Annotated in this window: 22 protein-coding genes and 1 other RNA gene; 10 read left to right on the forward strand and 13 right to left on the reverse strand. The window is 53.8% G+C overall.

From position 1 onward, the window contains the following. Window positions 1–19 precede the first annotated feature (19 nt). Genes G8S19_RS03730 through G8S19_RS03750 form a run of 5 tightly spaced genes read right to left on the reverse strand, consistent with a single transcriptional unit; the run spans window position 20 to window position 3,065 of the window. Window positions 20–670: an ABC transporter ATP-binding protein gene (locus G8S19_RS03730; RefSeq protein ID WP_101742763.1), complete on the reverse strand. Its 651-nt coding sequence runs from the start codon at window positions 668–670 to the stop codon at window positions 20–22. Further along, window positions 664–1,341: an ABC transporter ATP-binding protein gene (locus G8S19_RS03735; protein ID WP_061068539.1), complete on the reverse strand. Its 678-nt coding sequence runs from the start codon at window positions 1,339–1,341 to the stop codon at window positions 664–666. The genes G8S19_RS03730 and G8S19_RS03735 overlap by 7 nt, the downstream gene beginning before the upstream one ends. After that, on the reverse strand, window positions 1,329–2,036 hold the full coding sequence (locus tag G8S19_RS03740) for an energy-coupling factor transporter transmembrane component T (protein WP_121585032.1): 708 nt from the start codon (window positions 2,034–2,036) through the stop codon (window positions 1,329–1,331). The genes G8S19_RS03735 and G8S19_RS03740 overlap by 13 nt, the downstream gene beginning before the upstream one ends. Continuing rightward, window positions 2,037–2,615 (reverse strand): ECF transporter S component, encoded by a 579-nt coding sequence (locus G8S19_RS03745; RefSeq protein ID WP_003027040.1) that lies wholly within the window; start codon window positions 2,613–2,615, stop codon window positions 2,037–2,039. 24 nt (window positions 2,616–2,639) lie between these two features. Then, window positions 2,640–3,065 (reverse strand): PPC domain-containing DNA-binding protein, encoded by a 426-nt coding sequence (locus G8S19_RS03750; protein WP_032937414.1) that lies wholly within the window; start codon window positions 3,063–3,065, stop codon window positions 2,640–2,642. A 374-nt stretch (window positions 3,066–3,439) separates the two neighbouring features. On the opposite strand from G8S19_RS03750, the gene epd reads away from it, so the two are divergent. The 7 genes from epd to G8S19_RS03785 all read left to right on the forward strand — a co-directional run bounded on the left by epd (window position 3,440) and on the right by G8S19_RS03785 (window position 10,662). Further along, a complete protein-coding gene (epd, locus tag G8S19_RS03755; RefSeq protein WP_137378945.1) occupies window positions 3,440–4,468 on the forward strand; it encodes an erythrose-4-phosphate dehydrogenase in 1,029 nt (342 codons plus the stop codon). Window positions 4,469–4,507: 39 nt separating this feature from the next. Further along, on the forward strand, window positions 4,508–5,671 hold the full coding sequence (pgk, locus tag G8S19_RS03760; protein ID WP_003027032.1) for a phosphoglycerate kinase: 1,164 nt from the start codon (window positions 4,508–4,510) through the stop codon (window positions 5,669–5,671). Between the two features lie 214 nt (window positions 5,672–5,885). Then, window positions 5,886–6,965, forward strand: coding sequence for a class II fructose-bisphosphate aldolase (gene fbaA, locus G8S19_RS03765; RefSeq protein ID WP_003027029.1), 1,080 nt, complete (start codon window positions 5,886–5,888; stop codon window positions 6,963–6,965). A 191-nt stretch (window positions 6,966–7,156) separates the two neighbouring features. Next, complete coding sequence (locus tag G8S19_RS03770; RefSeq protein WP_040232115.1) at window positions 7,157–8,017, forward strand: small-conductance mechanosensitive channel MscS; 861 nt, start codon at window positions 7,157–7,159, stop codon at window positions 8,015–8,017. Window positions 8,018–8,166: 149 nt separating this feature from the next. Further along, window positions 8,167–8,802, forward strand: coding sequence for an arginine exporter ArgO (gene argO, locus G8S19_RS03775; protein WP_003027005.1), 636 nt, complete (start codon window positions 8,167–8,169; stop codon window positions 8,800–8,802). A gap of 93 nt (window positions 8,803–8,895) precedes the next feature. After that, complete coding sequence (locus G8S19_RS03780; RefSeq protein ID WP_048213183.1) at window positions 8,896–9,642, forward strand: oxidative stress defense protein; 747 nt, start codon at window positions 8,896–8,898, stop codon at window positions 9,640–9,642. A gap of 123 nt (window positions 9,643–9,765) precedes the next feature. Beyond that, entirely contained in the window at window positions 9,766–10,662 is an 897-nt protein-coding gene (locus G8S19_RS03785; RefSeq protein WP_048213182.1) for a LysR family transcriptional regulator, read from the forward strand. Here the strand turns inward: G8S19_RS03785 and G8S19_RS03790 are convergent. The 5 genes from G8S19_RS03790 to argP form a co-directional block, all read right to left on the reverse strand. Further along, on the reverse strand, window positions 10,659–12,125 hold the full coding sequence (locus G8S19_RS03790) for an acetyl-CoA hydrolase/transferase family protein (protein ID WP_253686104.1): 1,467 nt from the start codon (window positions 12,123–12,125) through the stop codon (window positions 10,659–10,661). The genes G8S19_RS03785 and G8S19_RS03790 overlap by 4 nt on opposite strands. A 24-nt stretch (window positions 12,126–12,149) precedes the next feature. After that, on the reverse strand, window positions 12,150–12,935 hold the full coding sequence (gene scpB / locus G8S19_RS03795; RefSeq protein ID WP_003026994.1) for a methylmalonyl-CoA decarboxylase: 786 nt from the start codon (window positions 12,933–12,935) through the stop codon (window positions 12,150–12,152). Window positions 12,936–12,945: 10 nt separating this feature from the next. Beyond that, window positions 12,946–13,941, reverse strand: coding sequence for a methylmalonyl Co-A mutase-associated GTPase MeaB (gene meaB / locus G8S19_RS03800; RefSeq protein WP_200037724.1), 996 nt, complete (start codon window positions 13,939–13,941; stop codon window positions 12,946–12,948). After that, window positions 13,934–16,078 (reverse strand): methylmalonyl-CoA mutase, encoded by a 2,145-nt coding sequence (gene scpA / locus G8S19_RS03805; protein WP_137378941.1) that lies wholly within the window; start codon window positions 16,076–16,078, stop codon window positions 13,934–13,936. Before scpA ends, meaB begins: the two co-directional genes overlap by 8 nt. Window positions 16,079–16,310: 232 nt before the next feature. Beyond that, entirely contained in the window at window positions 16,311–17,204 is an 894-nt protein-coding gene (gene argP, locus G8S19_RS03810) for a DNA-binding transcriptional regulator ArgP (RefSeq protein WP_003026988.1), read from the reverse strand. A gap of 170 nt (window positions 17,205–17,374) precedes the next feature. On the opposite strand from argP, the gene rpiA reads away from it, so the two are divergent. Together rpiA and serA are read left to right on the forward strand one after the other, a co-directional pair. Beyond that, a complete protein-coding gene (rpiA, locus tag G8S19_RS03815) occupies window positions 17,375–18,034 on the forward strand; it encodes a ribose-5-phosphate isomerase RpiA (RefSeq protein WP_086523812.1) in 660 nt (219 codons plus the stop codon). A gap of 269 nt (window positions 18,035–18,303) precedes the next feature. Further along, window positions 18,304–19,536 carry a phosphoglycerate dehydrogenase gene (gene serA / locus G8S19_RS03820; RefSeq protein ID WP_115601500.1) on the forward strand — a complete coding sequence of 411 codons (1,233 nt, stop codon included), beginning with the start codon at window positions 18,304–18,306 and terminating at the stop codon, window positions 19,534–19,536. 381 nt (window positions 19,537–19,917) lie between these two features. Here serA and G8S19_RS03825 read toward each other — a convergent pair whose 3' ends face one another. The 3 genes from G8S19_RS03825 to zapA all read right to left on the reverse strand — a co-directional run bounded on the left by G8S19_RS03825 (window position 19,918) and on the right by zapA (window position 21,088). Continuing rightward, window positions 19,918–20,514 carry a 5-formyltetrahydrofolate cyclo-ligase gene (locus G8S19_RS03825; protein WP_253686106.1) on the reverse strand — a complete coding sequence of 199 codons (597 nt, stop codon included), beginning with the start codon at window positions 20,512–20,514 and terminating at the stop codon, window positions 19,918–19,920. 19 nt (window positions 20,515–20,533) lie between these two features. Then, window positions 20,534–20,717: non-coding RNA, 6S RNA (gene ssrS, locus G8S19_RS03830), on the reverse strand. Window positions 20,718–20,758: 41 nt separating this feature from the next. Next, entirely contained in the window at window positions 20,759–21,088 is a 330-nt protein-coding gene (gene zapA, locus G8S19_RS03835; RefSeq protein WP_003026980.1) for a cell division protein ZapA, read from the reverse strand. A 167-nt stretch (window positions 21,089–21,255) separates the two neighbouring features. Between zapA and G8S19_RS03840 the strand changes: the two genes are divergently transcribed. Beyond that, the gene (locus G8S19_RS03840; protein WP_086523442.1) at window positions 21,256–21,834 is read left to right on the forward strand and encodes a YecA family protein; all 579 of its coding nucleotides are present in this window, start codon (window positions 21,256–21,258) and stop codon (window positions 21,832–21,834) included. Window positions 21,835–21,839: the final 5 nt, after the last annotated feature.

A 21,839-nucleotide genomic window follows, 5' to 3' on the forward strand; every position in this document is an offset into this window, starting at 1 on the left:
TTTTTGCTTATCAGGGTAGTTACGTGCGTAGCTGACCTGCTTCAAGACGTACTACGCGCGAAAAATGGCGCTGCGTAAATGCTGCGTCATGACTGATCGCCACAACGCTGGCGCCACGCGTACGACACACTGCGAGCCAGTTTTCGAAGACGCCAAGCCAGTGCGCATCAAAATCCCGGCTGGGCTCATCCAGCAGTAGAATAGCGGGTTCGAGGGCTTCCAGACTGGCGACGGCAACCATACGTCGTTGTGCAGTATGCAGATCGAGCGGGTGCGCGTCGGCGACATCCTCTAACTGACATAATCGCAGCGCCGCCATCGTGCGTTGCGCAATTTCAGTCGCCGGAAGCTTCTGTAGCCGTAATCCGAAGGCCACTTCCTCTGCAACCTTGCTGTGAAAGATTTGATTCTCCGCCTCCTGAAACAGTACGCCGAGCACCCTGGCGCGCTCCCGGTTTTTCAGTTGCGCAATCGCACGATTTTGAACGGTTATTGTGCCGGATGAGGGCGTCAGTAGCCCGGCCATGATGCGCAAAAGCGTGGATTTTCCTGCGCCATTATCGCCCGTTAGCGCCAGCCATTCCCCCTCCTGGAGTTCCAGCGAAATATTGCGTAAACAGTCATCGGCGGCGTTCGGCCAGCGATAGCTGACCTGGTTTAGCGTTAGCATAGTGATGACAATGCTCCGTCGCGCAGCTGCCATGCCTGCTGGCAGTAGCTGAGAAAAGGTGAAGGGTTGCGTTCGAAAAGTATCACCAAAGCATGCTGTTCCTGTGCCCACTGCTGCAGTCGAGCCAGCAGCATTGCCGTGGCTTGCGCCGTCAGGCGACTGAACGCTTCATCCAGAATCAATATTTTCGGCTGCATGGCGAGTGCGCTGGCAATCACCACCCGCTGGGTTTCCCCGCCGGAAAGGGTGCCGGGATGACGATGGCGCAGAGGCTGACATTCCGTCAGCGTAAGGGCGGCATCTATGCGCTGCATAATTTCAGTCTCGGTAAGGCAGAGATTTTCCGGGCCAAACGCCACTTCTTCCTCCACGCTGAAAGTACAACCTGAAAGCTGCAGGTAAGGTGACTGCTGCACAAGCTGGATGGTACTCGACTGCTCGACCAGCGACAGTTTCCCGATGGGATTACCCAGTAGCGTGCCTGTGCCCTCAATTTCTCCCGGAAGGAAGTCGGGGTACCAGCCAGCCATCAGCTGTGCCAGCGTACTTTTCCCGCTGCCGTTCTCACCAAAAATAGCCACCATACCAGGCCTGGCGTAATGGAAATCGTAACAGGCGGATGGCCGCATAGCGTGCGTCGGAATATAGCGAAACTGCTCTAACGTAACCATATCCAGACTCCTGTCTCAACCGCCATTAGAACCACCATACCGTAGCGGGCCAGACGTTGTAAGGTGCTGTCTGGTGGCGCCCACAGCGTGGTGCGAGTGCGATGCAGGCGAAATCCGCGCATATCGAGTGCTGCACCGCGAACGGCCAGGTCATTGAGCGCGTTATGGGTGAGCGGCACAATTAATGCCGGCATAGCGCGTAAACGTTGGTACCAGGATTCATCCAGCGGTACGCCGCGTGCGCGCTGAGCCTCGTGAATAATCGCCAACTGGCGTTTGAGCTGTTCAACCACCAGCAGCGGGCCTGCAAACAGATAGGCAACGCCTGGCGGCAGGCGTGAAGCAAACAGGGCGCGCATAAAACGCGCAACCGGCACGTACTGCATCCACATCTGCGATGTCGACACAATGGCCAGGATCCGCAGCCAGAGCGTAACGGCATCGGCCCAGCGTTCTGGTGCGCGCGGCTGCCCGCTAATCCACTCGGTAAGCCATCCGCCGTGTACCAGCCATAGCCCCAGTCCTAAGGGGATCATCAGCCAGAGTACGTATTTCGCCCGCGACCGCGTAGCCTTCATACATAGCAAACCGACAAACGTCGCGGCGCTGTACAAGCTGAGCGGCACTCCGGCTGGCAGCAGGAGCGTGGAGCAGGCGGCAAGCGCCCACAGAGTTAACGACGTAAACGGATGCATTTAACGCACGGCAGACATCGTAGGGAAATGGCGCGTGGTGCGCAGCGGAAGTTGTCGCAGCAGCACCCAGACGATGATTGCCGTAAGGATTTTATCGACCAGATTCGCTCCGATGACGGTAATGGCGACGGACTCCACCAGGTTCTGACCGACCGAGTGCATCCAGGCGACAAAAAGATCCGCACCGCTGCCGGTGACACCGCCGAACAGAGTCGTGCGAATCGGCACGGCAACGAGGGTCACGGCAAGCGTGATAATTACGCCGCTGACCACGACTTTGGGTAAGGTGCGAAACCATCCTGCCCGTGCCAGCCAACCGGCGACCAGTCCAATAACCATGGCGACGGGCGCAAAGGCGGCGGCGATCGGATCGGTCAGTAACCCCCACAACAGGTTAGTGAGTAATCCGGTTAGCATCCCCACAACCGGGCCTAACAGCACCGCGCTGATCAACGTGCCAATCGAGTCGAGAAAAATAGGTAATTTCAACATGCTGATAAGCTGCCCGCCGACCATGTTGATGGCGATAGCAATGACAATAAGAACCAGAGACTGGCTGGAAAATTGGCGACGCGCCATAAAAGACCTCGTATAAGTGAAGCGTTAGCGGGATGAAATAACCAGTTCGTCATAACCGGAAACGGCGCAGGGCTGACGGCTGAATGCCAGAGACGTCAACTCGCCAATCACCAGTTCCAGCGTGGTTCGCACGGTACAGCCCGGCATCATGTGTCCACCCAGCATCGTGCCGTGTGGGTCAGCAACCGCCAGATGGAGATGCTCGCCGGTAAGTTCTAGTGTGCCGTTCAGAGAGATAATTTCCCACGTACCCGTAAGTAATGTGGTTTCTTCACGTCCGGCGAAGCGCAGAGCAATGTTGGTCAAACTGCCGGTGCAACCCGCTATCCAGGCTGCCTGTAGCTGATGTTGCTGGATAAAAGCGTGTAGCGCTGAAAAGACTTCCTGGCCCGGTAATAAACGCAGCGCATGAAAGCGAGCTTCAGAGGGTTGGGGATAGAATGTTGCCATAGTTGAGGGACTCCGAGACTCGGACGTTGCGCTGATAATATAGACGCGGGTTAGGGAGCTTTCTGATATAAATCAGGATTTGTGACATGGCAACGAAATAATCTTGCTACGGTTATTCGTAATTCTGGAATATGGAATAAAAGTCGCGTTGAAGGACGTTAAAATGTGACGTAAGTCAGATAACTGTGTTCTGTTGCTGGACAATCATTCCTTTTATTCCGCGTTTCGCTTATTCTAGCTGAAGCGTTTCAGTCGATTAAATGTTCGACAATTAACCAATTAGTCGCAGTTTGCGACAGGTAAGGTTTCCCTGAGCGATTTGCTGCATTACTCTGTCTGCCACATCGTTTCTGAGAAATCCTTGCAGGAGACCTATGACCGTACGCGTAGCGATTAATGGTTTCGGTCGCATCGGACGCAACGTGGTTCGTGCTTTATATGAATCCGGGCGTCGGGCGGAAATCACCGTGGTGGCAATCAACGAACTGGCGGATGCTGCAGGCATGGCGCATTTGTTGAAATATGACACCAGCCATGGGCGTTTTGCCTGGGATGTTCGTCAGGAACGAGACCAGCTCATCGTTGGCGATGACGCGATCCGTATTCTGCATGAGCGAACGCTCGATGCGCTTCCGTGGCGCGAACTGGGTGTCGACGTTGTGCTGGATTGTACGGGGGTTTTCGGCAATCGCGAACATGGCGAGGCGCATATTGCCGCCGGCGCAAAGAAAGTGCTCTTTTCACATCCTGGTAGTCACGACATCGACGCAACCGTTGTGTTTGGCGTTAATCAGGATCAGCTGCGCGCTGAGCACCGGATCGTTTCCAATGCCTCCTGCACCACGAATTGCATAATACCCGTCATCAAATTGCTGGATGATGCTTACGGCATTGAGTCTGGTACCGTCACCACGATCCACTCCGCGATGCACGATCAGCAGGTTATTGATGCTTATCATCCTGACCTGCGTCGCACGCGAGCGGCCAGCCAGTCGATCATTCCGGTTGATACCAAACTGGCGGCGGGCATCACGCGAATTTTCCCGCAGTTTAACGATCGTTTTGAAGCGATAGCGGTGCGTGTACCGACCATAAATGTGACGGCGATCGACTTAAGTGTGACGGTGAAAAAACCAGTAAAAGCCAGTGAAGTCAACCAGTTGCTGCAAAAAGCAGCACAAGGTGCATTTCATGGTATAGTTGACTATACGGAATTACCGTTGGTCTCAGTAGATTTTAACCACGACCCGCACAGCGCCATCGTTGATGGCACGCAAACGCGCGTGAGTGGCGCTCACCTGATCAAAACGCTGGTCTGGTGTGATAATGAATGGGGCTTTGCTAACCGTATGCTCGACACGACGTTAGCGATGGCTGCTATTGGTTTCAGGCTCGACGCTTGAGCGTCGACAAAACTTTATGAATCAACGAGAGGATTCACCATGTCTGTAATTAAGATGACCGATCTGGATCTGGCTGGTAAACGCGTTTTTATCCGTGCGGACCTGAACGTACCAGTTAAAGAAGGGAAAGTAACCAGCGATGCGCGTATCCGTGCTTCCCTGCCAACCATCGAACTGGCCCTGAAACAGGGTGCTAAAGTGATGGTAACTTCCCACCTGGGTCGTCCTACCGAAGGCGAGTACAACGAAGAATTCTCTCTGCTGCCGGTTGTTAACTATCTGAAAGATAAACTGTCTGCTCCGGTTCGCCTGGTAAAAGATTACCTGGACGGCGTTGAAGTCGCTGCCGGTGAACTGGTTGTTCTGGAAAACGTTCGCTTTAACAAAGGCGAGAAGAAAGACGACGAAGCGCTGTCCAAAAAATATGCTGCTCTGTGCGACGTATTCGTAATGGATGCTTTCGGTACTGCTCACCGTGCGCAGGCGTCTACTCACGGTATCGGTAAATTCGCCGATGTCGCTTGTGCAGGTCCGCTGCTGGCTGCCGAGCTGGATGCACTGGGTAAAGCACTGAAAGAACCTGCTCGTCCGATGGTTGCTATCGTTGGTGGTTCTAAAGTTTCTACCAAACTGACCGTTCTTGATTCTCTGTCAAAAATCGCTGACCAGCTGATCGTTGGCGGTGGTATCGCGAACACCTTCGTTGCTGCTCAAGGCCACAACGTGGGTAAATCCCTGTACGAAGCAGATCTCGTTGACGAAGCTAAGCGTCTGCTGACCACTTGCGACATCCCGGTCCCAACCGACGTTCGCGTTGCAACTGAATTCTCTGAAACCGCACCGGCAACCCTGAAATCCGTTAGCGATGTAAAAGAAGACGAGCAGATCCTGGATATCGGCGACGCTTCTGCACAGCAGCTGGCTGACATCCTGAAGAATGCGAAAACCATTCTGTGGAACGGCCCGGTTGGCGTGTTCGAATTCCCGAACTTCCGCAAAGGTACTGAAATCGTTGCTAATGCCATTGCAGACAGCGAAGCATTCTCTATCGCAGGCGGCGGTGACACCCTGGCAGCAATCGACCTGTTCGGCATTGCTGACAAAATCTCCTACATCTCTACTGGCGGCGGCGCGTTCCTCGAATTCGTGGAAGGCAAAGTCCTGCCAGCAGTAGCCATGCTCGAAGAGCGTGCTAAAAAGTAAGACTTTAATGGGCAGGGAAACCTGCCCTTATTTCAGCGCGCTTTAGAGCACGCTTCAATTCTTTACACAAAATCATTCGAGTTGCATCAAGGCGGCAACAGAGTGAGTTCCCGGGAGCTTACTTACGTAAGTGACTGGGGCGAGCGAGGGCAGCCAACGATGAGGCGGCTTGAAGGATGATGTGTACAACGGCCGAAGATACAGGACTCGTAATATGTCTAAAATTTTTGATTTCGTAAAACCAGGCGTAATCACTGGTGATGACGTACAGAAAGTTTTCCAGGTAGCTAAAGAAAACAACTTTGCTCTGCCAGCTGTTAACTGCGTGGGTACCGACTCCATCAACGCCGTTCTGGAAACTGCTGCAAAAGTTAAAGCGCCGGTAATTGTACAGTTCTCCAACGGTGGTGCTTCTTTCATCGCGGGTAAAGGCGTGAAGTCCGACGTTCCTCAGGGCGCTGCAATCCTGGGTGCTATCTCTGGTGCACATCACGTTCACCAGATGGCTGAACACTACGGTGTTCCGGTTATCCTGCACACTGACCACTGCGCGAAGAAACTGCTGCCGTGGATCGACGGTCTGCTGGACGCGGGTGAAAAACACTTCGCAGCAACCGGCAAACCGCTGTTCTCTTCTCACATGATAGACCTGTCTGAAGAGTCTCTGGAAGAGAACATCGAAATCTGCTCCAAATATCTGGCGCGCATGTCCAAAATGGGCATGACTCTGGAAATCGAACTGGGTTGCACCGGTGGCGAAGAAGACGGCGTGGACAACAGCCACATGGACGCTTCTGCACTGTACACCCAGCCGGAAGACGTTGATTACGCGTACACCGAGCTGAGCAAAATCAGCCCGCGTTTCACCATCGCAGCTTCCTTCGGTAACGTACACGGCGTTTACAAGCCGGGTAACGTCGTTCTGACCCCGACCATCCTGCGCGACTCTCAGGATTATGTTTCTAAGAAACATAACCTGCCGCACAACAGCCTGAACTTCGTCTTCCACGGCGGTTCCGGTTCTACTGCTCAGGAAATCAAAGACTCCGTAAGCTACGGCGTAGTGAAAATGAACATCGACACCGATACCCAATGGGCTACCTGGGAAGGCGTTCTGAACTACTACAAAGCAAACGAAGCTTACCTGCAGGGCCAGTTGGGCAACCCGAAAGGCGAAGATCAGCCGAACAAGAAATACTACGATCCGCGCGTATGGCTGCGTGCTGGTCAGGCAACCATGATCACCCGTCTGGAACAGGCTTTCAAAGAACTGAACGCGGTTGACGTTCTGTAATTTACGCCGTTCCATGTGACATGAGGCCCGCAAATGCGGGCCTTTTTTATTGCTATGTCAATGTACTGCTGGCAGAGAATTCTGTGATCTGTTTGGCAAAATCCGGGTTTATTGTTTACCCTTGTCAGGTTGCCAGTCCCGTCAGGGCGGCTTTATTTCTCCCGTTTGGGTAAGCAAAAAAGGAATAGTGAATGGAAGATTTGAATGTTGTCGACAGCATAAACGGTGCGGGCACCTGGCTGGTGCGTAACCAGGAACTGCTGTTGAGCTATGCCGTCAACATCGTTGCGGCCATCGCGATTGTCATTATCGGTATGATCGTGGCGCGCATTGTATCAAATACCGTTAACCGCCTGATGCTGGCGCGTAAAATTGATGCCACCGTTGCCGACTTCCTCTCTGCACTGGTGCGTTACGGTATTATCGCGTTCACGCTGATTGCCGCGCTGGGCCGCGTTGGGGTGCAAACTGCCTCCGTGATCGCCGTTCTCGGTGCCGCAGGTTTAGCCGTCGGTCTGGCGCTGCAAGGCTCCCTGTCTAACCTCGCCGCAGGTGTCCTGCTGGTAATGTTCCGTCCGTTCCGTGCGGGTGAGTATGTCGATCTCGGCGGCGTGGCCGGAACCGTGCTCAATGTGCAGATTTTCTCCACCACTATGCGCACCGTTGACGGTAAGATTGTTGTGATCCCAAACGGTAAAATTATTGCCGGGAACATCATTAACTTCTCTCGCGAGCCGGTTCGTCGTAACGAATTTATTATCGGCGTGGCTTATGACTCCGATATCGATCAGGTGAAAAAAATCCTCACTGATATCATTCAGTCGGAAGATCGCATTCTTAAAGACCGTGAAATGACGGTGCGCCTGAATGAGCTGGGGGCTTCCTCAATTAATTTCGTCGTACGCGTCTGGAGCAACAGCAGCGATCTGCAAAGCGTCTACTGGGATGTGCTGGAACGCATTAAGCGCGAGTTCGATGCCAATGGTATCAGCTTCCCGTATCCGCAGATGGATGTGAACTTCAAGCGTGTGAAAGAGAGTACGGCAGAGTAATTACGCGCCCGGAGGCGCTTTTGCTTTCCGGGCCGATAAAACTATCTTTCCATTAATTTCCCTAATCTGCGATTAAAATTATCAATTTCCGCTAATGATTTTCCCGCGCTATAGTCTGCTCCTAAGAGAAACAGTTCGGGATGATTAACGTGCTATCGTATTATTTTCAAGGGCTTGCACTTGGTGCGGCCATGATACTTCCGCTTGGTCCACAAAATGCCTTCGTGATGAACCAGGGCATTCGCCGCCAGTATCACATCATGATTGCTTTACTCTGTGCTATCAGCGATTTAGTGCTGATCTGCGCCGGTATCTTTGGCGGTAGCGCTTTGCTGATGCAGTCGCCGTGGTTGATGGCGCTGGTCACCTGGGGCGGAGTGGCGTTTCTGCTCTGGTACGGTTTTGGCGCGTTAAAAACGGCGATGAGCAGTAATCTGGAACTGGCCAGCGCCGAGGTAATGAAGCAGGGGCGTTGGAAAATCATCGCCACCATGCTGGCGGTAACCTGGCTAAACCCACATGTTTATCTGGATACCTTTGTGGTGCTGGGGAGTCTGGGGGGCCAACTGGACGTTGAGCCTAAGCGCTGGTTTGCGCTGGGAACCGTCAGCGCTTCGTTCCTGTGGTTTTTTGGTCTGGCATTGCTGGCGGCCTGGCTGGCTCCGCGTCTGCGTACTGCTAAAGCGCAGCGCATCATCAATACGCTGGTAGGATTAGTGATGTGGTTTATCGCTTTTCAACTGGCAAAAGAAGGTGTTGCGCACGTTCATGCGTTGTTCAACTAAGTGTTGTCTGATGGACAACGCAGCGAGATCGGCTAAGCTTGCCTGCATGTGCCCTGAGTTTCGGGGTAATTAATGAAACATGGAGGAACGACCGTGAAGTTCAAAATAATGGCCCTGGCGGCATTAGTCGGATTCAGCGCACTATCGGTACAGGCAAATGAGTTGCCAAATGGACCGCACATCGTGACTTCCGGAACAGCAAGCGTGGATGCGACACCAGACATCGCCACGCTGGCAATTGAAGTGAACGTTGCTGCCAAGGATGCGGCTTCAGCGAAGAAGCAGGCCGATGAGCGCGTGGCGCAATATCTGTCCTTCCTTGAACAGAACCAGATAGCGAAGAAAGATATTAACGCTGCAAACCTGCGTACCCAGCCGGACTACGACTACCAGAATGGTAAAAGTATCCTCAAAGGGTATCGTGCGGTGCGCACCGTTGAAGTCACGCTGCGTCAGCTGGACAAACTCAACGCGCTGCTCGATGGCGCGCTGAAGGCGGGTCTGAATGAGATCCGTTCGGTATCACTGGGCGTAGCCCAACCGGATGCTTACAAAGATAAAGCGCGTAAAGCGGCAATTGATGATGCCATTCATCAGGCTGAACAGCTGGCCGCGGGCTTTAACAGCAAACTGGGTCCCGTATACAGCGTGCGCTACCACGTTTCCAATTATCAGCCGAGCCCGATGGTTCGGATGATGAAAGCAGATGCCGCACCTGCGACCTCTGCTCAGGAAACCTACGAACAGCCGGTTATTCAGTTTGACGATCAGGTTGATGTCGTTTTCCAGATTGAGCCGACGGCAGGGCAGCCCGCCGCAACGCCTGCCAAAACTCAGTAATTGTTGCAGACCCGGCTTTCCAGCCGGGTTTTTTCTGTGAGCAACTGTAAAAATGAGACTTCACATCCGGTCTTTTTTTTCGCCGTAATGAGGATAGGCCATAGCGATTTTTAAGGGGACGCTATGGATATTTTTATCTCGAAAAAGATGCGTAATTTCATTCTGCTGGCGCAAACCAATAACATCGCCAGAGCGGCAGAAAAAATACATATGACCGCATCGCCCTTCGGTAAAAGCATTGCCGCACTGGAAGATCAAATCGGCTATACGCTGTTTACCCGCAAAGATAACAACATCAGCCTGAATAAAGCAGGACAAGAGCTGTATCAGAAGCTATTTCCCGTTTATCAGCGCCTCTCTGCCATTGATAACGAAATCCATAACGCCTCTCGCCGCTCGCGGGAAATCGTCATCGGCATCGACAATACCTACCCAACGATTATTTTTGACCAGTTGATTAGCCTGGGTGATAAGTACCACGGCGTGACGGCTCAGGCCGTTGAATTCAGTGAGAATGGGGTGATTGATAACCTGTTCGATCGCAAACTGGATTTTATTATCTCGCCACAGCACGTTTCCCCCCGCGTGCAGGAGCTGGAAAATCTGGCGATCAGCGAACTGCCTCCGCTGCGCCTGGGGTTTCTCGTTTCCCGGCGCTATGAAGAAAAACAGCCGCAGGATCTGCTGCGCGAGCTGCCCTGGCTGCAAATGCGCTTCCAGAATCGCGCCAACTTTGAGGCGATGCTGGATGCCTACATGCGACCCTGCGGGATCAACCCGACGATAATCTATCGTCCGTACAGCTTTATGGCCAAGATTAGCGCGGTGGAGCGCGGGCAGTTTTTGACGGTGATCCCGCACTTCGCCTGGCGGCTGGTGAACCCGTCGACGCTGAAATATTTCGACGCGCCCGGCAGTCCAATGTATATGCAGGAGTTTCTCTATTCGCTGAAAAATCATCGCTATACCGCCACCATGCTCCAGCATATTGCTGAAGATCGTGACGGTAGTGCAAGTTAACCTAGCATCGAGCCTGTTTCGAGAAGGTTGCGATGCAGATCGAACGCATGGCTGAGATCGTGATGGATATGCCCGCCGGGCGCTTTTTCCAGATAGCGGTGCAAATAATCTCTGTAAAGCGGATGCGCACAGTTATTGATAATCGTGTACGCCCGCTGCATCGGAGATAGCCCACGCAGATCGGCAATCCCTTGTTCGGTCACGATCACTTTAACGCTATGTTCGCTGTGGTCGACATGGCTGCACATCGGTACGATGGTTGAGATTTTCCCGCCTTTGGCAATCGACGGCGCCATAAAGATAGACAGGTAGGCGTTGCGCTCGAAATCCCCGCTGCCGCCGATGCCATTCATCAGGTTCACCCCCGCAACGTGCGTGGAATTGGCATGACCGTAGATATCAAACTCCAGACCAACGTTGAGCGCAATGACGCCCAGCCGACGAATGATTTCCGGGTTATTGGAAATCTCCTGCGGGCGCAACACAATCCGGCTGGCGAAGAAGTCCATGTTGTCGTAAATCTTCTGTAGCGACGGGGCTGAAATGGTCAGACTGGAAGCGCTGGCACCGGTTATCTTGCCCGTTTCCAGTAGATGCACTACCGACTCCTGCAACACCTCCGAATACATCATAAAGGGCGGGATATCCGGGTTCTCGCCCAGTCGCGCCATTACCGCGTTGTTGATATTACCCACGCCGCTTTGTAAGGGCAGAAACTCAGCTGGAATGCGTTTGTGCGCCATTTCTGCCAGCAGAAAGGTGACCACGTTATCGGCAATTTGTTGGCTGACCGGATTGGTTTTATCCGATGCATTTCCGGCATCGGGCAGTTCGGTATCCACCACCGCAACCACCTTTTTGGGGTCTATCTGTACGCACTGACTGCCTACGCGATCCATGGTATGAAAAATGGGTACGCTGTTACGCCGCGGCGGCGCACCGGGTATCACGATGTCGGCAAACTCCGCCACACGCGGATTATGGTAATGATTCAATTCAATGATCACTTTTTTCGCCCGCAGCAGCCAGGTGGGGGCATTACCGATACCGCTGGACAGCCAAATCCGGCCATCCGGCGCGATGGCTGAGGCTTCAATGACGGCAACGTCGATCTCGCCAAAAAAGCCGTAATTAACCATTTGCGCCACTTCGCTCAAATGGAGATCGACAAACCTCACCTGGCCCTGATTAATTTTCTCGCGCAGGCCCGATGACGTTTGATAAGGTGCACGCCAGGAAACGGCATCCGCCGCGGATAGTGCATCATCAGCGGCGGCGCCAATTGATGCTCCGGTCAGCAGGCGGACCTGAAAAGGCTGTCCGTTCTGATGCTGTTCGCAGGCGCGTTGGGCAATTGCGGTGGGCAACGCTTTTGGCGAACCCGCGGGGGTAAAGCCGCTGAACGCCACCATATCATCGTGCTGGATAATTTCTGCCGCCTGTTCGGCGCTCATCCGTTTCATGGCCGTCTCCTTCCTCGGACGTGATTAATGGCCGACAAAATTAGGTTTACGTTTTTCCATAAACGCGTTCATCCCTTCCTGATAATCCTCGCTGTCGTACACCGCGCGGCGCATGCCCTGAATGCGCTCGAACTCATCGGAATTCATGGTGTGCGCTTCCCCCAGCACGCGCAGCTCTTCTTTAATGACGGCGATCGCCAGCGGCGCTTTCTCCGAGATGTGGTGCGCCATTTGCAGGGTGAAATCTTCCAGTTCGTCTACAGGAACCACATGGTTGAGGATCCCGACCGCCATGGCGCGTTGAGCGGTGATGGGCGAAGCGGTAAAAATCAGCTCTTTAACGATGTGAAAACCGGCGTCGCGAGTCAGGTTGTGGATGCCGACCAGGTTATACGGCACGCCAAGGTTGACCGGGGTCATCGAGAAGGTGGATGTTTCAGCGGCGATGATCAGATCGGAACTCATGATCATCTCAAACGCGCCGCCCCAGACGCTGCCTTCGACCATGGAGATCACCGGTTTCGGATATTTTTGGATCATGCGGGTTATCTGACGCAGCGGATCGTCATAGGAGAGCGGATCGCGACGTCCGGTCGGGAGTTCATGAATATCATGCCCGGCGGAGAAAACTTTGGCTCCGCTCGGTGCGCGCAGAATGATGCAGCGAATGTCCGCACGATTGAGATCGCTCAGCGCCTGCATCAGATCGTCAATAAACACTTTACTCAGGGCATTGAGCTTGCGGGCGTAATTGAACTCAATAACCGCGACTTTCTGGATGATGACCACGTTGACGTATTGATAAGACATAATGTTCTCTTTATTGAAAGTAATGATGCTGGATAAATTCGCTGATGTGCCGCAGACCGGTGCGCGGCGACAGATCGTTATTTTTGACGGCCTGTAGCGTCTGCTGGAAATAGCGGTCGAAATCAGTCCGCGCAAACAGCAGATGTAGGGCTTCTTCTTCAGCCTGCTGGTGTAACCAGTCCACCGCCTGCTGCTGGCGGACTTTTTCCAGTCGACCGCTGGCGGTAAGGCACGTTTTAAAGTCGGTTATCGCCTGCCAGACCTCCTCAATACCGCGTTTTTCCAGTGCGCTACAGGTCAGAACCTGCGGCTGCCACTCGTCATATTTGCGGCGCAGAATATGCAGGGCGGATTCGTACATATGGCGGGCGATGGCCACGTTGGTATGGTTCTCACCGTCGTCCTTGTTGATGACGACCAGATCCGCCATTTCCATCAGGCCTTTCTTGATGCCTTGCAAATCGTCGCCACCGCCAGCGATTTGCAGTGAGATAAAGCAATCCACCATGCCTGCGACTTCGGTTTCTGACTGCCCAACGCCGACGGTTTCTACAATCACCACGTCGAAACCAGCCGCTTCGCAAAGCAGCATTAATTCGCGGGCGCGCTGGCTGGCTCCGCCTAAATGACCGCTGGAAGGGACCGGGCGAATAAACGCAGATTCTGCGCGGGCCAGTTCCGTCATGCGGGTTTTATCTCCGAGAATACTGCCGCCGCTGACCGGACTGCTGGGATCGACGGCGATCACCGCCACCCGTAATCCGTGACGGATTAACAGCATGCCGAAGGCTTCCAGAAAGGTGCTTTTCCCTGCGCCCGGCGTACCGGTTATCCCCAAACGCAGGGCGTTACCGGTGAACGGCATAATCGCGTCCAGCAATTGCGTACTGAGCGGCTGGTGGCGCGGGTGGTTGCTTTCTACCAGCGTCATTGCCTGGGCGAGCGTAGCCCGTTCGCCAAGTCGCAAGCGACGAACGGTATCCTCAAGCGTGGCGGCGTTAATCATGATGCTGGCTGATACGGGTTAATACGTCGCGAACGCTGTCGAGCATTGGCGTGCCGGGGCCATAAATGGCGGCCACGCCATGCTCGTGCAGGAAGGCGTAATCCTGTGGCGGAATAACGCCTCCTGCTACCACGCAGATATCTTCACGCCCCCATTTTTTGAGCGCGGTAACCAGTTCCGGGATCAGCGTTTTATGACCTGCCGCCAGTGACGATGCGCCTATTACATGCACATCGTTTTCTACCGCCAGACGGGCGATCTCTTCTGGTGTGGAGAACATCGGACTGAGGTCAACATCGAAGCCGAGATCGGAGTAGGCGCTGGCGATCACTTTAGCGCCGCGATCGTGGCCATCCTGACCCATCTTGGCGATCAGAATGCGCGGTCGGCGGCCATTTTCCGCGAGGAACTGTTCGGTTTGCGCAACGATGGCGTCGAACTCATCGGCGGATTTTTCGGACTGGTGATAGCTTTGCGCAATCACGCCGGTGACGCACTGGCTGGGAACCAGATAGCGGTCAAAAGCGGTTTCCAGCGCGTCGGAGATTTCACCGAGCGTGGCGCGAACGCGGGCGGCGTTGACGGCGGCTGCCAGCAGATTTTCATTATGCTGTGCGGCATGGGTCAGCGCCGCGAGTGCGGCATTGACGGCATCAGTGTCGCGAGTTGCACGGATATGCTGCAACGAGGCAATTTGCTCGTTGCGCACCTTCACGTTGTCGATTTCCAGTACCGACGTTTCGTCTTCTTTATCCAGCTTGTATTTGTTCACGCCGACGATAACGCGTTTACCCTGGTCGATCAGCGACTGCTCGCGCGCGGAAGCTTCTTCGATCATCCGTTTAGGGAGCCCGGCTTCGATCGCTTTCGCCATGCCGCCTGCCTCATCAATTTGTTTGATGATCGTGCGCGCCTGCTTCACAATTTGATCGGTGAGCGATTCGACGTAATACGATCCGGCCAGCGGATCGACGGTGCGGCAGATCTCTGACTCTTCCTGAATGATGATCTGTGTATTACGCGCGATGCGGGCGGAGAAATCGGTGGGTAGCCCGAGCGCTTCATCAAAGGCGTTGGTATGCAGAGACTGGGTGCCGCCAAGCGTAGCGCCGAGCGCTTCAATGGTCGTGCGGATCACGTTGTTGTAAGGATCCTGCTCGGTCAGACTCCAGCCGGAGGTCTGGCAGTGGGTACGCAGAGCGAGAGATTTCGGGTTAGTCGCACCAAAACCGCTGACTGCTTCACTCCACAAATAGCGAGCCGCGCGCAGCATGGCGACGTTCATAAACAGATCCATGCCGATGCCGAAGAAGAATGACAGGCGCGGCGCGAAGTCATCAATTTTCAGCCCGGCAGACAGCGCGGCTTTGATGTACTCAATGCCGTCAGCCAGCGTAAACGCCACCTGCTGGACGCAGTTCGCCCCGGCTTCCCCCATGTGATAACCGCTGATACTGATGGTGTTATAGCGCGGCATATTGGCGGAACACCAGGCGATGATGTCGGCGATGATGCGCATTGAAGGTTTTGGCGGGTAAATGTAGGTGTTGCGGCACAGGTACTCTTTCAGAATATCGTTCTGAATGGTCCCGGTGAGTTGCTCCGGCGTTACGCCTTGTTCTTCTGCAGCGACGATATAAAACGCCAGTACTGGCAGCACCGCGCCGTTCATGGTCATTGATACCGACATCTTATCCAGCGGGATCTGGTCGAACAGCACCTTCATATCTTCGACGGTATCGATCGCCACGCCCGCTTTGCCGACGTCACCTGCCACGCGCGGGTTGTCAGAGTCATAGCCGCGATGGGTGGCAAGGTCAAAGGCGACGGAAAGCCCTTTTTGCCCGGCGGCGAGATTGCGGCGGTAAAAGGCGTTGGACTCTTTGGCGGTAGAGAAACCGGCGTACTGGCGAATGGTCCACGGCTGCGCGGTATACATGGTGGCGCGCGGGCCACGCACGTAAGGCGGCAGACCGGGGAGGGTGCCCGTGACTTCCAGATTATCGAGGTCCGCTTCGGTGTACAGCGGTTTGATGGCAATCCCTTCCGCCGTCTGTCTTTCCAGCGATTCGACGGTTTTTTCCCGTCGACTGAGTTCTTTGTTGGCGAGTGTTTGCCACTCCTGCACGTTTGCCATTTTTTGCTCCGTATTACGCAATAAGTTGAATCTTTGCGAATACGGTGTGCTTTTTCATTTGGCTTGTCGCCAGCAAAAAATAGCCAACAGGACGTCGTTTTTTGCCGCGTGGCGTGTTTTATTTTGTGATGTATTTCAAAGACGTGGCGGGAATAGCATGAAAAGAGGGTAAAGGCTTGTAGGCCGGATAAGGCGTTACGCCGCCATCCGGCACTCTGGAGCAATACACGGTTTAATCCTGACGCAACACCTTGTGCCCGTATTCCAGCAGCGCGTCGGTAACGTTGCGCATCATGCGGCTTTCCGGGGCAAAACGGTGCCAGTACAGCATCCGGCGCTGGAACAGGCCCGGCGTTAAGTCGATCAGCTCGCCGCTTTCCAGCTCTTTCTCAATCTGTAAGTGCGGGATCATGCAGCAGGTGGTTCCCTGGCGCGCCAGTTGGACGAAGGCTTCAGACGAGTTAACGATATGGCACGGCACGCTGCCCGGCGGCAGGTCGAAGTTTTGTTGCAGGAACGCCTGGTGCATATCATCAAGATGGTCAAACGCTACCGCCGGGGCTTTCAGCAGGGCGGAGCGGGTGACGCCGTTAGGGAAATAACGTTCGGCGAAAGGTTTGGAGCCAACAAACAGGTAGTCCAGCGCGCCGAGTTTATCCACCAGACAGCTTGGCAGCGCCTGATGTTGGATACTCACCGCACCGACCACTTCACCACGACGCAGACGTTCCTGGGTGCGGGTTTCATCTTCAACCTGCAGATTCAGGCGAATCGGCGAATTGGCCAGTACCGGGGCTAACGCCGGAAGTAACCAGGTTGCCAGGCTGTCGGCGTTCACCGCCAGAGAAAGCAGCAGCGGCGTCGAGCCGGTTTGTTCATCACCCAGCCACTCGTCTTCCAGCAGTTCAACCTGGCGCAGAAGTGCCAGAAGCTTTTGTCCTTGTTCGGTAGGGCGCGGGGGGACGGTACGCACCAGCAGCGGTTGTCCGAACATATTCTCAAGCTGTTTTATGCGCTGTGAAACCGCGGATTGCGTGATGCACAGCTTTTGCGCCGCGCGCTCAAATCCTCGTTCACGAATAACCGCATCCAGTGCTTGTAGTGTTCTGTAGTCCGGACGTTTCATTGCTTTGACGCACTCCTGAAAATTTTGCTTGTTCTGCACTATGACACAAATTTAGGTTGGGTAAAGACGAAATCCGCCGCTTGCGAGCGGGTGTGGGAACATTTTTCTGCACAATGTTCTATAATGCGCGTGAATTTTCCCACCATATTCACACCACAGGCGAAACGATCATGACGCAGGATGAACTGAAAAAAGCAGTAGGATGGGCGGCACTTCAGTATGTACAGCCCGGCACCATTGTGGGCGTAGGTACCGGTTCAACAGCCGCACACTTTATTGATGCGCTGGGCACAATGAAAGGTCAGATTGAAGGCGCAGTGTCCAGCTCGGACGCCTCGACCGAAAAACTCAAAAGCCTCGGTATCCACGTGTTCGATCTTAACGAAGTTGATAGTCTCGGCGTATACGTTGACGGCGCGGATGAAATCAACGGCCACATGCAGATGATCAAGGGCGGCGGTGCAGCGTTGACCCGTGAAAAAATCATTGCTTCGGTGGCGAAGAAATTTATCTGCATCGCGGACGCGTCCAAAGAAGTCGATATTCTTGGTAACTTCCCGCTACCGGTTGAAGTGATCCCAATGGCGCGCAGCGCAGTCGCGCGTCAACTGGTGAAGTTGGGCGGCCGTCCTGAATACCGTCAGGGCGTGGTGACGGACAACGGTAACGTGATCCTCGATGTGCACGGTCTGGAGATCCTTGACGCCGTGGCGCTGGAAAACGCCATCAATGCGATTCCGGGCGTAGTAACCGTAGGTCTGTTCGCCAACCGTGGTGCGGATGTGGCGCTGATCGGTACCCCAGACGGCGTGAAAACTATCGTAAAATGATCTGATGGGAGTGTCTTCTCCCGTTAAAAAAATTTTGGCAGGGCAAATTTGGTGACTTGTGTCACGTTTATAATATTGTCCTGCCGATCCCTCCAAAGAAAAAGTTATCGCCAGTATATTCCTCTGACAATTCCCGCTGAATGACATTTCCTCAGCACGGCGACGCAAACGTTCATATTGCCGCAATATTATTTTTTGATATGTTGAAGAGGAGGATGAAAATCCCACACACAACACATCAGTTTGAACAAAAAAGACAGGGTCGGGAAATGGCAAAGGTATCACTGGAGAAAGAGAAGATTAAATTTCTGCTGGTTGAAGGCGTGCATCAAAAAGCGCTCGAAAGCCTTCGTGCAGCAGGTTATACCAACATCGAGTTTCACAAAGGCGCTCTGGACACTGAGCAACTGAAAGAGTCCATCCGTGATGCCCATTTCATTGGCCTGCGATCCCGTACCCATCTGACTGAAGATGTGATTGACGCCGCAGAGAAACTGGTCGCGATTGGCTGCTTCTGTATCGGCACCAACCAGGTTGATCTGACCGCTGCGGCAAAGCGCGGGATCCCCGTGTTTAACGCGCCATTCTCTAACACGCGTTCCGTTGCGGAACTGGTGATTGGCGAACTGCTTCTCCTGCTACGCGGTGTACCTGAAGCGAACGCCAAAGCACACCGCGGCGTGTGGAACAAACTGGCTACCGGCTCATTTGAAGCGCGTGGCAAAAAACTGGGGATCATCGGCTACGGCCACATTGGTACTCAGCTAGGCATTCTGGCGGAATCGCTGGGGATGCATGTCTATTTCTATGATATTGAAAATAAACTCCCGCTCGGCAACGCCACACAGGTGCAGCATCTTTCCGACCTGCTCAATATGAGCGACGTGGTCAGTTTGCACGTACCGGAAAATGCCTCCACCAAAAATCTGATGGGCGCGCGTGAGATTGCGTTGATGAAACCAGGCGCGCTGCTGATTAACGCCGCACGTGGTACGGTTGTTGATATTCCTGCGCTGTGCGACGCGTTAGCGACCAAGCATCTGGCTGGGGCGGCAATCGACGTATTCCCAACCGAGCCGGCAACCAACAGCGATCCTTTCACTTCGCCGCTGTGTGATTTCGACAACGTGATCCTGACGCCGCACATTGGTGGTTCAACGCTGGAAGCGCAGGAAAACATCGGTCTGGAAGTGGCTGGGAAACTGACCAAGTATTCCGACAACGGCTCTACGCTATCTGCAGTTAACTTCCCGGAAGTGTCGCTGCCGCTACACGGCGGTCGTCGTCTGATGCACATTCACGAAAACCGTCCGGGCGTACTGACCGCGCTGAACCAGATTTTTGCCGAGCAGGGCGTCAACATTGCCGCACAGTATCTGCAGACTTCCGCACAGGTAGGTTACGTGGTTATTGATATTGAAGCGGATGAAGATGTGGCGGAGAAAGCGCTGCTGGCGATGAAAGCCCTCCCGGGTACTATTCGTGCTCGTCTGCTGTACTGATTTCCTCTACATGGGCAGGCGGTTGACCTGCCCATCTTTCCTCTGATTTTCCTGCCTTACTATCTCTTTGTGTAACGCATACATTCTGTTTTCGGCTCTTGCCGCAATTGGTAATTAAAGGCTGCGCTCTGCGTTGTACATCAATAAAAGGAATTTACGATAGGGGCTCAGCATCGTGCTGAAACGGGAAAGCCCCTACCGAAGCAGGGGCTTTAAAAAGGAAAGGGACGATGATGAGATACGTCATCATGCTGCTGATCCTGTTAATCATCGCTTACCCAGCATATTAACAGAGAGTACGCAGGAGGGAGGTTAGCCTCCCTCACCCTTCACCGAGGAATTTAGGTCAAAAAAACGACGCTGTCAATCGCTAAAAAACGGCTACCATTGCCAAATTTTTGACGGCGTCACCACCGCAGGCAGCGGGATATCCCACTCTTCAACCGGCAACTTCTCGACTAACTGACAGTCGTGCGCGTAGCCTACTGGCTGGATCTTATGCTGCTGCCAGTTTTGTAACGTGCGGTCATAAAATCCGCCGCCCATCCCCAGGCGCTGTCCATCCTCGTCAAAAGCCACTAACGGCGTAATCAGTACATCCAGCTTTGACAGCGGCAATACGTCACGCACATCAAGCCGTGGTTCCTGGATCTTTAAGCGATTGGTTACCAGGTCGCTGTGCGGATGATAGTGCAGGAACAGTAAATTACCGGGGCTGAAGGGATGAAGCACTGGAAGGTAGACACACTTGCCCGCTCGCCACAGCTGTTCGATCAGCGGCTGGGTATCGAGTTCGCCATCGAACGAGAGAAACACCGCCACCGTATGAGCGAGTACAACAGGGGGAAAGCTGAGCATTCGGGTCGCGGCTTGCTGACCGTATTGTTGCTGCTGTTCGAAGGTAAGCGCACGCCGACGCTGACGAATCAGTTGACGAATTTCTTGCCGGGATAAAGGGAGTTCAGAAAGTAATGTCATGGCTGTTGCCAGGTAGAAGGGAATCTCCGAGATGCCGCCGCAGGCTGTAACCCTTGAACCCTTGGTTCAAGGTGAATGCGTCGTCACAGTTTTAAGGCTTCTCGGACGGGCCGAGCATGCTCACCAACCGTGGAGCGCCACATTCTTGTGGTATGAAATATCGGCTCAGGGGACTGGCCCGCTTGCAAACATCTCAGAGAAATTTTGTCTTCACGGTCACTCTACCACAGTAAACCGAAAAGTGTTATTCAAAGTTTTGGCCCGTTTTTTCGGTTATGCGACCCTGATCAAGCAACGCCTGTTCGATGGTCTGTTGTAGCATCCGAATACGTTGTTCCATGCTCGCCGCGTACTCACGCGTCTTCGCTTTTTCCTGAGTTAATTCATAGCTGATGTTCAACGCGGCGATGAAAACCAACTGCTCAGTATTTGTGACTCTAGTGCGAACTTTCAGATCTTGCAATCGCTGATTGAGATCGTCCGCAGCCTGATTCAACGCATCCCTTTGTTCAGGCGGGCAATTCACTCGCAGTGAACGGCCAAATATTTGGATATCGACGGGTTGTGCAGACATGCCACCTTCCTGCTGATTGACTGCGCTGCCTTCGTCTCCAGACCGTGGGTCCGCGAAGGGGCGACACTATAGCTACCCTGGTATCAAGATACAAGCCCTTTTCTGGTTCACCAGGGTCCAAAGTGGTAGCATACCATGAATATTCCTCCCTTTGATGACGAATGCTTATGTCTATACAGAACGAAATGCCTGGCTACAACGACGTTAGCCAGTTTTTGAACCAACAAGGGGCTGGATTAACCCCGGCCGAAATGCACGGCTTAATCAGCGGAATGATTTGTGGCGGCAACAACGACAGCTCATGGCAACCGCTGCTGCACGACCTGACGAACGAAGGTCTGGCCTTCGGTCACGAGCTGGCTCAGGCGCTGCTGAAAATGCACTCTGCCACCAGCGATGCGCTGGAAGATGATGGTTTCCTTTTTCAGCTTTATCTGCCTGAAGGCGATGACGTTAGCGTGTTCGATCGCGCCGATGCGCTGGCTGGTTGGGTAAACCACTTTTTGCTGGGCCTCGGTGTGACACAACCGAAGCTCGACAAAGTGACCGGCGAAACCGGGGAGGCGATTGACGACCTGCGTAATATCGCTCAGTTGGGATATGACGAAGACGAAGATCAGGAAGAGTTGGAAATGTCGCTCGAAGAGATCATCGAATACGTGCGCGTAGCCGCCTTGCTGTGTCATGACACGTTTACGCGTCAACAGCCGACCGCGCCTGAAGTCCGTAAACCGACTCTGCATTAAGAACA

The sequence above is a fragment of the Citrobacter sp. SX206 genome (genome assembly GCF_024181025.1).
Taxonomy (GTDB): Bacteria; Pseudomonadota; Gammaproteobacteria; order Enterobacterales; family Enterobacteriaceae; genus Citrobacter; species Citrobacter youngae.

Bases quoted from the DNA above. Each gene is read 5' to 3' on its own strand.
- G8S19_RS03745 (WP_003027040.1), bottom strand. From the start codon at position 2,615: ATGGCGCGTCGCCAATTTTCCAGCCAGTCTCTGGTTCTTATTGTCATT.
- G8S19_RS03735 (WP_061068539.1), bottom strand. From the start codon at position 1,341: ATGGTTACGTTAGAGCAGTTTCGCTATATTCCGACGCACGCTATGCGG.
- G8S19_RS03825 (WP_253686106.1), bottom strand. From the start codon at position 20,514: ATGACATTACTTTCTGAACTCCCTTTATCCCGGCAAGAAATTCGTCAA.
- epd (WP_137378945.1), top strand. From the start codon at position 3,440: ATGACCGTACGCGTAGCGATTAATGGTTTCGGTCGCATCGGACGCAAC.
- argP (WP_003026988.1), bottom strand. From the start codon at position 17,204: ATGAAACGTCCGGACTACAGAACACTACAAGCACTGGATGCGGTTATT.
- serA (WP_115601500.1), top strand. From the start codon at position 18,304: ATGGCAAAGGTATCACTGGAGAAAGAGAAGATTAAATTTCTGCTGGTT.
- zapA (WP_003026980.1), bottom strand. From the start codon at position 21,088: ATGTCTGCACAACCCGTCGATATCCAAATATTTGGCCGTTCACTGCGA.
- meaB (WP_200037724.1), bottom strand. From the start codon at position 13,941: ATGATTAACGCCGCCACGCTTGAGGATACCGTTCGTCGCTTGCGACTT.
- G8S19_RS03730 (WP_101742763.1), bottom strand. From the start codon at position 670: ATGCTAACGCTAAACCAGGTCAGCTATCGCTGGCCGAACGCCGCCGAT.
- G8S19_RS03770 (WP_040232115.1), top strand. From the start codon at position 7,157: ATGGAAGATTTGAATGTTGTCGACAGCATAAACGGTGCGGGCACCTGG.
- scpA (WP_137378941.1), bottom strand. From the start codon at position 16,078: ATGGCAAACGTGCAGGAGTGGCAAACACTCGCCAACAAAGAACTCAGT.
- G8S19_RS03785 (WP_048213182.1), top strand. From the start codon at position 9,766: ATGGATATTTTTATCTCGAAAAAGATGCGTAATTTCATTCTGCTGGCG.
- scpB (WP_003026994.1), bottom strand. From the start codon at position 12,935: ATGTCTTATCAATACGTCAACGTGGTCATCATCCAGAAAGTCGCGGTT.
- G8S19_RS03740 (WP_121585032.1), bottom strand. From the start codon at position 2,036: ATGCATCCGTTTACGTCGTTAACTCTGTGGGCGCTTGCCGCCTGCTCC.
- G8S19_RS03750 (WP_032937414.1), bottom strand. From the start codon at position 3,065: ATGGCAACATTCTATCCCCAACCCTCTGAAGCTCGCTTTCATGCGCTG.
- G8S19_RS03840 (WP_086523442.1), top strand. From the start codon at position 21,256: ATGTCTATACAGAACGAAATGCCTGGCTACAACGACGTTAGCCAGTTT.
- pgk (WP_003027032.1), top strand. From the start codon at position 4,508: ATGTCTGTAATTAAGATGACCGATCTGGATCTGGCTGGTAAACGCGTT.
- rpiA (WP_086523812.1), top strand. From the start codon at position 17,375: ATGACGCAGGATGAACTGAAAAAAGCAGTAGGATGGGCGGCACTTCAG.
- G8S19_RS03790 (WP_253686104.1), bottom strand. From the start codon at position 12,125: ATGAAACGGATGAGCGCCGAACAGGCGGCAGAAATTATCCAGCACGAT.
- fbaA (WP_003027029.1), top strand. From the start codon at position 5,886: ATGTCTAAAATTTTTGATTTCGTAAAACCAGGCGTAATCACTGGTGAT.